Annotated in this window: 7 protein-coding genes; 4 read left to right on the top strand and 3 right to left on the bottom strand. The window is 43.8% G+C overall.

Features of this window, described 5'->3' with window-relative positions; translation table 11 throughout:
• Positions 1 to 10: 10 nt before the first annotated feature.
• The 3 genes from BC351_RS39990 to BC351_RS39980 are packed head-to-tail and all read right to left on the bottom strand — an operon-like array spanning position 11 to position 3454.
• The gene (locus tag BC351_RS39990) at positions 11 to 1306 is read right to left on the bottom strand and encodes a protoporphyrinogen/coproporphyrinogen oxidase (protein ID WP_079421250.1); all 1296 of its coding nucleotides are present in this window, start codon (positions 1304 to 1306) and stop codon (positions 11 to 13) included.
• A 14-nt stretch (positions 1307 to 1320) separates the two neighbouring features.
• Positions 1321 to 2433: a glycosyltransferase family 4 protein gene (locus BC351_RS39985; protein WP_079421249.1), complete on the bottom strand. Its 1113-nt coding sequence runs from the start codon at positions 2431 to 2433 to the stop codon at positions 1321 to 1323.
• A 10-nt stretch (positions 2434 to 2443) separates the two neighbouring features.
• Positions 2444 to 3454 carry a glycosyltransferase family 4 protein gene (locus tag BC351_RS39980; protein ID WP_079421248.1) on the bottom strand — a complete coding sequence of 337 codons (1011 nt, stop codon included), beginning with the start codon at positions 3452 to 3454 and terminating at the stop codon, positions 2444 to 2446.
• Positions 3455 to 3629: 175 nt separating this feature from the next.
• On the opposite strand from BC351_RS39980, the gene BC351_RS39975 reads away from it, so the two are divergent.
• The 4 genes from BC351_RS39975 to BC351_RS39960 are packed head-to-tail and all read left to right on the top strand — an operon-like array spanning position 3630 to position 11343.
• A complete protein-coding gene (locus BC351_RS39975; protein WP_079421247.1) occupies positions 3630 to 4670 on the top strand; it encodes a Wadjet anti-phage system protein JetD domain-containing protein in 1041 nt (346 codons plus the stop codon).
• Positions 4658 to 6184 (top strand): replicative DNA helicase, encoded by a 1527-nt coding sequence (locus BC351_RS39970; protein ID WP_079421246.1) that lies wholly within the window; start codon positions 4658 to 4660, stop codon positions 6182 to 6184. Before BC351_RS39975 ends, BC351_RS39970 begins: the two co-directional genes overlap by 13 nt.
• Entirely contained in the window at positions 6168 to 6929 is a 762-nt protein-coding gene (locus BC351_RS39965) for a DUF6063 family protein (RefSeq protein WP_079421245.1), read from the top strand. The genes BC351_RS39970 and BC351_RS39965 overlap by 17 nt, the downstream gene beginning before the upstream one ends.
• Positions 6913 to 11343: a coiled-coil domain-containing protein gene (locus tag BC351_RS39960; protein WP_079421244.1), complete on the top strand. Its 4431-nt coding sequence runs from the start codon at positions 6913 to 6915 to the stop codon at positions 11341 to 11343. Before BC351_RS39965 ends, BC351_RS39960 begins: the two co-directional genes overlap by 17 nt.
• Positions 11344 to 11394: the final 51 nt, after the last annotated feature.

Raw genomic sequence — 11394 nt, 5'->3', positions numbered from 1 at the left:
TGAGCTTTTATCATAAGCTCAAGATGACTTTTGTTCTCATTTTTTGGGAATTCGATAAGTCACGCAAAGCTAGTTTATTCGCCAAGTCCCATGCCTGCTGCATATCCTCATGCTGGCTTGACCAATGCCAACTTCCATATCTTCCAATACTATAGATGCCAGCACTTTCCAAATAGTGATGAATGACTTTCGTTTTTGATGTATCTGGGAGACAATAATTGTGATCAAGATAAATGGCTTTCGTAGTGACGATCTCATCTGCATGATGAATAAACCCAATTTCAATAAGTTCCTTAATGATTGTCGGCACAAGGGCTAGTGCTTCCTCTTTATTGCCAAAAAATAGTGGAGAGCACTCAACATACATCGAACAGTATCCCAAGGGTGCTAGACTTGATTCAACATTGCTGTAGAAACCCACCCGATAAAAGTGCAAATGGGGGTCAGGAAAGTAAACCCAACTCATGTCGCCTTGCAGTCGAGTTTTTTTCACTCCGAGATTCAAAATCATCCCTTTGCTGAATTTTAATTGTTTGGACAACGCTAAGATATGGTCATCCACATCCTTAACCATGCCAACTAATGAATTCAATGGCATCGTTGACACAATTGTATCCCATGATACGGTTGCATTATTAATGATCATGGTCTTGTTTTTAATGTTGATAGACGTGACCTTTTTGTTGTAGTTAATTTGTAAATGATCAGCTAAAAAAAGGGGAATGCCGCCCGCACCTGTATCGCCTTGTGGATATAGAAAATCGCCGTTATACCCAGTGACATTTGTATTCGTCCGAACATTACGGATGGTTTCGAATCTTCCGACACCAATCTCAGACAGGTCATGTATACCGTACATCTTTGAATTATAATCTTTAAAAAATGACTCATATAAGGTTAAACCATAAGATTGCTGCAACATATCTTCATAGTTCGTGTATTCATGATCAGAATTAGCCAATTGCAGCTCTTTTTTTACATTGCCTACAAATTTCTCATCGGGGTGCCAGATATAACTCTGCTGAATAGGGAACTTGAAAAATCGTTCGTGCAAATAAACAAATGCCTTGCGAGTATGTGCTTTTAGATCAAGACCTTGCAGGATATCCAAAACTGCAGGTGTACTTTGATAATGGAACCAATGACCACCTACATCAAATCCAAAAGTTCCAACGCTAGTCTCTACTTTATAAGATAAAGCCTTCCCGCCGATACGCTCACAGGATTCAAGTATAGTGACTTCATCTTTGGAAGCCTTTGCAAATGATAGGCCTGTCACTCCTGCTCCAATTACATGAATAGTCATTGTGTTCCCTCACTTTACTCTAAGCCTAAGCTTTGTATAATAAAATGATTAACTTTCTGAACATCGTATTTTCTCTCGGCAATTTCTCGACTCTTCTTTCCCATAATTGGAATAAGACCAGGATTAATTATGAATTTCTCCATTGCCGCAGCAAGCGATCGATAATCTTTTACAGGAATTAAAAAGCCATTCTCATTGTTTTCAACTGTTTCCCTGCATCCAGGGCAATCCGTGGTGACAACTGGCAATCCCATGGCCATAGCTTCTAGTGTGGATTTAGGTGTGCCTTCTCGATAAGAGGGTAGAACAAATACACTGGCATCGGCCAAAAATGGACGAACATCTGTTGTCTCGCCCAGATAATCTATGATTCCTTGATGTACCCATTCATCTATAAAGTCTCGTTTTATTGCACTAGGGTTATTAACAAAAGGACCAAGAAGTTTAAATTTAATATGGGGGTACTTTTGCTTTAGTATCTTCGCTGCTTCAATAAACTCAAAAATACCTTTATCAGCTATAATTCTTGAAATAACCAGGAAGGAAATAGGATTCATTGCAGGAGAAGAATATGTGAATGTATGTAGGTTTACACCTGAGCCATTTACAATTACCGTTTCATTGTTTGGACTGATCAAGCGAAGGGATTTAAATAAACATAAATCATCGGGATTCTCGAAAAAAATGGTATGACTAAATTTTAATGAAAACTTGTATAGTATTTTCACGATAAGGAGAAGAATTTTATGCATCATTGTGTTCCCGATAAAAACGTACCCTATTCCTGTTACGAATGAGCATGTACTTTTTATTTTGGCCAGCCGAGCGGCATATGCCCCATAAAGGATAGGCTTTAGAGAGTAACAGATAACCATGTCTGGCTGCAGGCTCTTTAGTCTTTTGACCAGCATGTATAAGGTGTAAATATCATACAATACATTTAAGCCAGTGTTATTGAGTGGAGTTTTGATGAATTTGACGCCAATCGAAGCAAGTTCGTGCTGAAAGCTATCATCAGGTGCTAGAGCGATGATTTCATTCCCAGTATTCATTAAGTGCTTCAACAGGTCCCAGCTGAAATGGATATAGTATTTAGAATAGGGAACAATACACACAATTTTGGCCATAGTCCCTCCATTAAAAATGACGTGGTTCGCTAATATCAACTGTACTTAAAAGCCATCCGATCACGGTTAGAAGGATTGTGAATAGAAGAAAGCTATAGAGCGCGGGGCTGCCTGAATAAAAGAATATCAATGAAAGGGAGCCTAGTAATATACCAAATAAGTAGGTTAATATGACCGTTCGCTTGACCGAAAAGCCGAGTTTAACTAACCGCAGCGCGAAATGATCTTTCGTACCCTTCCATGGCGGAATGCCCGATTTAATTCGTAAAAAAGAAATAAATATCGTTTCGAAGATGGGGATTCCGAGTATAATAACTGGCACTACGACCTGACTATTTGCTTGATATTGGAACATAGTTGTTGTTGAACAGGCAATTAGAAATCCCAAAAATAAACTTCCCGTATCCCCCATGAAAATCTGCGCAGGATTAAAATTAAAGAATAGGAATCCGAAACATGCCCCCGTTATAGATAAAAGCAGCAATGCACTCATGATTTCTCCGAGTTCTAGACAAATGATGGATAGGAAAATAGATGAAATAGCAGCCACACCAGAGGACAAGCCATCCATAATATCAATCAGATTAAAAGCATTAGACATGCCTACTATCCATAGAATCGTTACAATAATGTCTAGTTGTTCCAGCCCAGTTAAGTTGATTCTAATGCCAATTAACCATGCCAAAGATGCCGCTATGATCTGCAAGGAAATTTTAGTTAAAGGGCGAAGATTGTACATATCATCCGTTAAACCTGTCGCAATTATCATAAAACACGCAATAAGCAAGCCGATTAGCACCAAAGAAATCATCATTTTGTACAGTAAAATCATGAGGACAGATGTAACCAAAACGGAAATAAAAATCGATATCCCACCTAAATATGGCGTGTTTATTGTATGTGTTTTTAGCGTTGCATTCGATACATCTAGTATCCGATATCTTAAAGCAATGCTTTTGACGAATGGCGTTAATAATATGCTCAATAGAAAAGAAGTCAATAAAGTGAAGCCTATAAACATATTTAATTGTTCCTTTCCTACTATTCGTAATTAATTCTAGATACATATCGTATCATTTTGAAGGTGAATAGTAAATTCATTTTCAAAATTTCCCATTTCCCAAAACGTTTCGAATCCTTCTGCCATTGATATTTTGCTATAATAGGCATATATTCTCAAGCAGGAGCATTTGGACATGGAACTTAATTCGAAACTACGATCGCATTTACAATCTTTAAAGAAAATGAAAGTGTCTCTTGAAGAATTAGAAGATATAGCTCAACCCTGTACTTACGAAGAATTTTCGAGGTCGGTACTGGAGCTTGAAACTGCAGGAATTCTCCAGATGGTTCAGCGTTCAGGGAGAACGGCTAAGCCGCCATTTCTTGCCTATCAATATAGCGTGCAGAAGAATCATTTCTTGCAAGATATGCATAAGGACATCCATCGAGCTAGACTGCAGCTGCATCCCTTCATAAACCTCGATGCTTACTATTCATTGAAATCTAGCATCTGGGAAGAAGATAAGCCTTTTATTGAACGAATAGATGCTTATTTGAAGAAGAATATGCTTCCAAGCACTCCCGCTCCGGAACCGGAGCGAAGCTTTGAGCTTGCAGCTGATGAGAAATGGATAACGGAGAAGCAAGGGAAAGAACTGCTGACCCGAATCGGTTTGTGGGACAAGCTTCTTATTCTTCCTGTGGATGATCCCTTGATGTTTGCCGTGAATCCATACGTCCTAACCCATGCAGTTCATAAGCATCTTATTGTTGAAAATAAAACGACTTATCAAGCACTGCTGCAAGTTTTGCCGGAAGTCCCGTTCGCGACGCTAATTTTCGGCGGCGGTTATCGTGTGACCAAAAGCATTGAGCTGCTGCCGATGCAGCTTCCGCTCAGAGACGCTGCTCATGAATTCTACTATTTTGGCGATATCGATAAAGAAGGAATCCATATTTGGCATCTACTCAACGAGCGTGTACTTGCTCTATTTGGCAAGCCGGCTAGACCGGCCCTTCCCTTCTATAGAGCATGTCTGAGCAGGGAGTCTGCTTCCGGCAAAGAAAATCAACGTGATAATGAGCAGGCTTTACAGGCATTTTCGTCTCATTTTACAGAGGAAGAACAAATGATAATCAGCCGCTGTTTATCAGCAGGCGGTTATTTCCCGCAAGAAATATTGCCTACACACGAGCTTTGTACGATTTGGAGGAAGACAGCATGGATTACGTAGAAATTGGTCAGGTTGTTTCCGGGTTTCGGGAGCGCATGACCAAGCTGGCACTTTTTGATCCTCTGTATGAGCTGCAGAGAAAGCGCCAAACAGATCGGCAAAACAAACCAATCGATTTCATGGAACTTGGGTTATTGACGCTGCTTTACTTCTTTGAGCAGAAGCTGATGCGCAACAATAAGGCGAGCGTCAAAGATTTAGCTGAGTTTCTTGTGAAGGTGACGGGGATTTTCATCGATTTGGACGATGTCGGATTCGAGGATCTCGCCAGACAGATCACGCAAGTGTTTCGCCCGACGACGGGGAAAAAACGGGATTTTACCTTTATGAATTGGGAATCCGGTCAGGCGGAGCATATTTATATATCCATTCTAAAAGCCAATGCCTTCGATTTAAAAACGAATACACAGTATTACACGCTTGACGAGGATGGGCTGGAGCTTATTTTCGCGACCAAGGAATTTTATACGGAATTCCAACTGTCGATTCATCAGCTGGTGCTGCGCAAGCAATTGGAAAAAGGTGAGTTCGAAGGCGCTCTGCGGCAAATTAATGAGATGCGGATTGATGTAGAAGCTCTGCAGGAGCGGATGGTCAAGCTGGAGCACGAGCTGAAAAGAAATATCGTGTCGGAAGAAACGTTCGGACGGTATAAAGGTTTGCTCGAAGATATTTATTTGCGCCTGCAGATGGAGAATGAAGAATTTGAAGAGCTGCGGCAATTTGTGAAGGAAACCAAGGATCGCGTACAAGCACAAACCGTCAGACAAGCGGATCAGCGGCCTTATGAGTTAATTTTACGCATATCCAATGAGCTGGAGAAGGTGCATGGCGAGCATTCGGCTCTATTTCATCAGAGTATGGCGCTGAAATCCCATGCTCTGGGCGCAGCGCAAGAATCTTTGTATTATACTGGGCTAGATTCCTTTAATTTTGATCAGGACATTGCCTCGCTTATCTTCAGTACGCCACTGCCTTTGGAGACGATGAAAGGTGTGCTGGCTCCGTTCTTGCCGGTTCAAGAGACGAAGATGTGGTCGCTGTTGACTGTATGGGCGGAGCAAAATATGCTCGAAGACGGCAGCGGACAGGAGCGGGATGACAAGTTCCTGGAGCTTGGCGGAGACAGTGAGGAATATCGGTATCAGACGATGCAGAAAAAGTTGTATAAGCTTCTTATGGAGTTGCTGCTGCACAAAATGGAAGAACGGGACCAGGTGGAGCTGCATTCGTTGATTCAGCTCTTCCAAACGAGCGAGCATGCCAATCTGCTGGGTGAGAGAGCTTTTTATGATTTTTGGATTTATTTGCATCAAAGAAGCCCCCTTCGAGCGGATGACGAAGCTAATCAGCATAATGAACAGCAGGGGACGCTGCTGGAAGACATGTATATGCTTCTGGGAAGCCGCTGTTTGGTCGTAACAGAACTTAAGGAAATTAGGAAGGTCAACGATAGATTTAGCATACAGAATATGTTGATTTCGTGGGGAGAACAGGATGACAATCGGACTTGAGAACGGAACAGTAATGAGGGCTTTTCGCATCTATACCTTGCTCGCTCGCGATAACGCGGTCGGCAAAGAATGGCTCCAAGCCTACATGGCGGACGACGTGGTACGTGGACTTGTAGATCAATTTGCGCGAGAAGTCGATTGTGTAACGATCATTGCCGGCGAACAGCTGTATATGATACCGGAGACACGGCTATCGCCTTTTCATATGAACAACGAAGTGATTAAACGCTCCTATCTGCGGGCGAATGCCGTGAATGCGGATCTTTATCTGATGTATGTCAGCATCATTGTGTTGGTTGGCGCCTTCTATGACAGCTACCAAACGATGGAGCCTACGAGAAGTTTTATCGGAATCGAAGAGTGGACAGCGCTTGTGAATGAGCGAATTGCGTTATTGAAGACGCATCCTGAAGCAGAATTAAGAGAGATGGAGCAGGAGTTTTCCTACAATTGGACGGCCTTGATTGAAAAATGGAGCGCCATGGACGATATCAAAGAGACAGCGGCGAGGCAAAGCGGGAATACGATTAGCCGGGTCAGCTTTATGGACTCTGTCCGCAAGTTTCTGATCGCGCAAGAGCTGGTCATCGATATTGGCAATCAGGAAATTACATTGACCGAAAAAGCCAAAGTTGTGGTTCAGCGCTATTTTATGGAGCTGGAATATAACCGCGGCATTTTAGAGTTTTTATATCAAAGCACTGCGTTTGAGGGGGAGGGAAGCGAACATGCCAGCGATCTCTAAAATACGGTTTACGAATGTGGTCTATGAGGATGGAAATAAGCGCTATAATGACGAATTGTTTCATTTCGATGGGCATAATGGTGCGATTTTGCTGGAAAATGGCGGGGGCAAGACGGTTTTTATCCAGTCTGCCATACAAGCTATACTCCCGCATGCGGAGCTTGCCGGACGTAAAATGAAGGATACGTTAAGTCTCGAAAACGGGCCAGCGCATATCGCAATCGAGTGGATTCTAAGCGAGCGGCCGCGTCGCTATGTGGTAACGTGTGTCAGCTTATTTTTGACCGCAACAGGAATAGACTCCTATCGGTATGTGTATGATTATCCGGAGCTTGATGCAGATGCCATTGACCGGATTCCTTTTGTGAAGGAAAGTGCGGGCAGTCTGCGATCAGCCGATAAGGGCGAAATTCATGATTATTACCACCAAATGACGTCGAAAAGAATGAACGCGAACATGCCGTCTACGGTGAAGGAATACAAGAGATTATTGGAGAATGATTACCACATTATCGCTTCAGAGTGGGATCGCATTGCCAAAATCAATAGCTCTGAGGGCGGTGTTGAAAGCTTTTTTGATGAATGCAAAACGACGAGCCAATTGTTCGATCGCTTGCTGATCCCGACGGTCGAAGACGCGATGGCTGGTTATGAGCAGGGCGAGTTTGCCAATAATTTTGAAATGCACAGAGACAGCTTCAGAAAATATAAAGAATTAAAAGAAAAAATCGAAGAAAATAAAAAAATTCTTGTTGAGCTGGATAGCTATGTGCTGCATTTTGCCAAAATGGATACCAAGCAGTTGGCCTATGCAGCCGCTCAAGCTGAAACAAAGGCATATTGGCTGCTCGTGAGTGGGCAGAAGAATGAGGAAAGCGCCAAGCTATCGCAATGGCATAATCAAATGTCAGAATGCGACCAGCAGCTGCTGGTGTTGGCACGGAAGAAAGAATCCCTCCATATTGCGAAGCAAAAGCAAGAGCTGGCTGCCTTGGAAACCAAGCTTAGATTGGTTGAAGAGGATGTTGAGCAGAAAGAAGTGCAAGTACGAGGTGCTAAGCAGCACTACTACTCTTTGCGTTTGGCCGATTACAAGCAGCAATGGACCTCTGCGGAAGAGCGGATGAACTATTTGCAGCGCGAGCTTGACCAGTTCGGCAATACCCGGGAAGAAGAGGAACTTCGCGAAGCATGGTTGAGCAATAGCGCGCAAATTCGCAGTATTTACATGAAGCTGGAGCAAGAGTGGCAGGTTGAAGAAGAGAAACTGAAGCAAGAATTAGATGCTCATCAGAATAGAATGGCCTTAGAAGAAACCATTTTGACAGATTTATCAAACGAACTGGAGCAGTTGAATAAACAGCTCATTGAACACAGATCTATCGTGCAGGCACGTGAGCAGGATAAAGAGGCGCTAAGAGCCAATGTTTTGGCCAATCCTGCTGTTGAGAGCATGGAAGGCAGTATGACGGACTGGATTCAGCGTTATCAGAAGTTGGATGACAGCAATGTGCTGCTTGTGCAGAAGAACAAAGATTTGGCATTTGGCAAAGAAGAAGGGCAGCGAGAACTGGAAAGCGTAACTGAGAACCTCAAGACCGCCTATGTGGAACGTGCCAGTTCAGAGCAAAATCTTGAAGCTTTTAAAAAAGAGCAGCATGCCATCCTGTCTGAAATTGCTGCGTACAGGGCTTCATGGGGAAGAATGTCAACCGTTTATGAGAAGCAAAGTTCAATTGAAGAACGGCTTCGGGAGGATCTGGAAAAGCTGCACTTGCAGAAGGAAGCCTACTTGCTCAAAGAGCGTCTGGCTTTTCGTTATATTGATGATTACAGTGACCAAATTACCTTTTTTGCAGATACTTATGTGGCTGGCTTGGCAGACAAGTGGAGAAACCAGTTCGCGCTATTGGAGACAGGTATCCAATACTTGCAGGGCTTGGAGCTAACCGAGCGGGCGATGACTCATCCTCTCTGGTCCGTAACGCTAATAACGACGGAAAATGAGGTTGAACGATTAGTTAGCAAGCTGCGGATGCATGCGGAAGATATGCAGTTTCCGATTCAAGTGATTTCCTCGCTGGAAGCATCGCAAATTGCCAATAGGGAAATACCGGCAGCTGGAGAAGCTAGAGCTTGGGTTGAACCGCAGCATTGGCGTGATAATGCGGATGAAACGGAATTCGCAAGCTGGAAGCACATGATCGTCCAAAAAGGGGAAGAGGTCCGAACGACGCGCAAAGAAAAGGAACGCGACTTGCAGCGTACATCAGATCTTCAAGCCTCTTTCAGCCGATTCATCCTGGTATACCCCCTAGAGGCAGTGCAGGAAATGGAAAGACTGGCAGGGCTTAAACGTGAACGCGTGCGTGAACTAGAGAACCATGGAGATGCTGTCAGAAAATCTATACATCAGGCTGACCAGACGATTCAGCAGCACAATGCCATTATGGATGAGCAAAAAGGTGAAATGGTTCAGCTGCAGCAGTGGATTGAAAAAGGACGGAAATATGTCGAGCTGGGCAAAGAAATCGACGGCTTGAACGAGGCGATTGATCAACTGGCTGCGCAGGCAGAAGATCAGCAAAGCAAATGGAAAAGCAGACAGCGCTCTATGGAGCAAGTGAAGCTGCAGAGCGAATCCGTGAAAAGCAGAATGAACGCTGTGAGAACCGAGAAATCGAGTCTGCAAAGTCAAGATCTGTATCTCGAAACTGTCGATGTACAACCGATTGAAGCAATTCATAGCTTGGATTGGTTGAAAACAGAAAGAAAAGATTTGCATCTCAAGTTAAATCGCATATCCCAAGGGCGCCAGCAATTGGAAACGGAGTGGAACCATGCCAAAACCAGCCGAATATCGCTGGAGAAGGAGATGAACAAGCTCCGATTGGAACAAGCGGACTTGCATTTGAATGAGGATCTTGTTTACTCAATTACCGGCGAAGAGCAGATGTCGCAGCTGCTGTCGGAGCTTAAGGAGCATGAAGCGCGGTTGTCTCGCAACAAAGAAGAATTCGCGCGAGTTGAGAAGCAATATGATGCGCTGGCAACGAGGATTAAGCTGCTCATTGAACAGTTCGGTGCTGCCCATTCTGGCGGGCTGCCCGTAGTCTTCACAGAGTCGCTGACTGTGGTGGACGAGCAGGTTCAGCGCGAGGATACACGTCTGCAGCAGCAGAAGACAGGTTTGCAGCAGCAGCATCTGCAAATACAAACTCAATTAGGTAAAATCGAAGATGTTATCCAATATCTCAACCAATATAAAATTATGCACGGGTTTGAAAACCCGCTCATTCAGGCAGCGTTAATCACGCAGGAGCAGAAAGCCGAATTCCCTTATGACCGAATGAACATCGTCAAAAAGTCAGTACATCTATTGTCTGGCGTGATGAAAGAACTGGAAGCCGAAGAATCGTCCGTGAAAAAGGCCAGACTTTATTTTATTGATTTTTGCCGGAAACAAATCAAAGATGTCAAAATGAGAGATATGGCCGAGCAAGGTGTCGAGAAAAGAGACAACTATCAGGAGCTGACGCAATTCCAGCACAAAATGCACAGCAGGATTGAACGTGTCAATCATGTTGCTGAAGAAACGATGCGTACCCATAATCAACAGCTCGAGCAGTATATCATTCATGTACACAGCCATATGAAACTGATCGCTTCGGAACTGCGAGACATTCCTAATAAAACCAGAGTCAAGGTTGAGGATCAGTGGAAACACATCTTCGCATTCCAAATTCCCGAATGGGATGAGCTGGAGGCTAAGGACCATCTGCGCAAGCATTTGGAATGGATTTTGGCCGAGCTGGAGAAAGGGCATTACCGCGATGACAACGGGCAGGAAGTGAAATCGACGGTTCGCAAGGAGATAGAGAAGTGGCTGGATACGAAGCAGCTGCTTCAGATTGTTCTGCAAGATCAAGCGATGAAAGTATCGTGCCGCAAAGTGACCAACGAGAACAACGTGACGAAAGCTTCCTTTTCGTGGGAACAGTCGAACAACTGGTCTGGCGGGGAAAAATGGAGTAAGAATATGACTTTATTCTTAGGTCTGCTCAACTATGTCGCAGAGAAACGTCAGCATATTCAAGCGAATATGAAGCGGCATCGTACCGTGATTCTGGACAACCCCTTCGGCAAGGCTTCTAGCGACCATGTACTCAGTCCGGTATTTTTCATTGCCGAGCAGCTTGGTTTCCAAATCATCGCGCTAACCGCGCATGCGGAAGGCAAATTTCTCAAAGACTATTTCCCTGTTGTCTTCAGCTGCAGGCTTAGACAAGCGGCGAATGGCAGCAAGCTGGTCATGACCAAAGAAAAGGAAATTAATCAGGCTTATTTCCGCGACCATGCGCCGATTGCGTTGGAACGGCTTGGGGATATCAAGCAGATGGAATTATTTATTTAGCCTATACACAAGAAAAAAAGTCTGCATGATCCTCAGCTTTAAGCTGGAGAT

The organism is Paenibacillus ferrarius (assembly GCF_002027705.1).
GTDB classification, from domain to species: domain Bacteria; phylum Bacillota; class Bacilli; order Paenibacillales; family NBRC-103111; genus Paenibacillus_E; species Paenibacillus_E ferrarius.
This window is presented reverse-complemented; position numbering and strand designations above follow the sequence as displayed.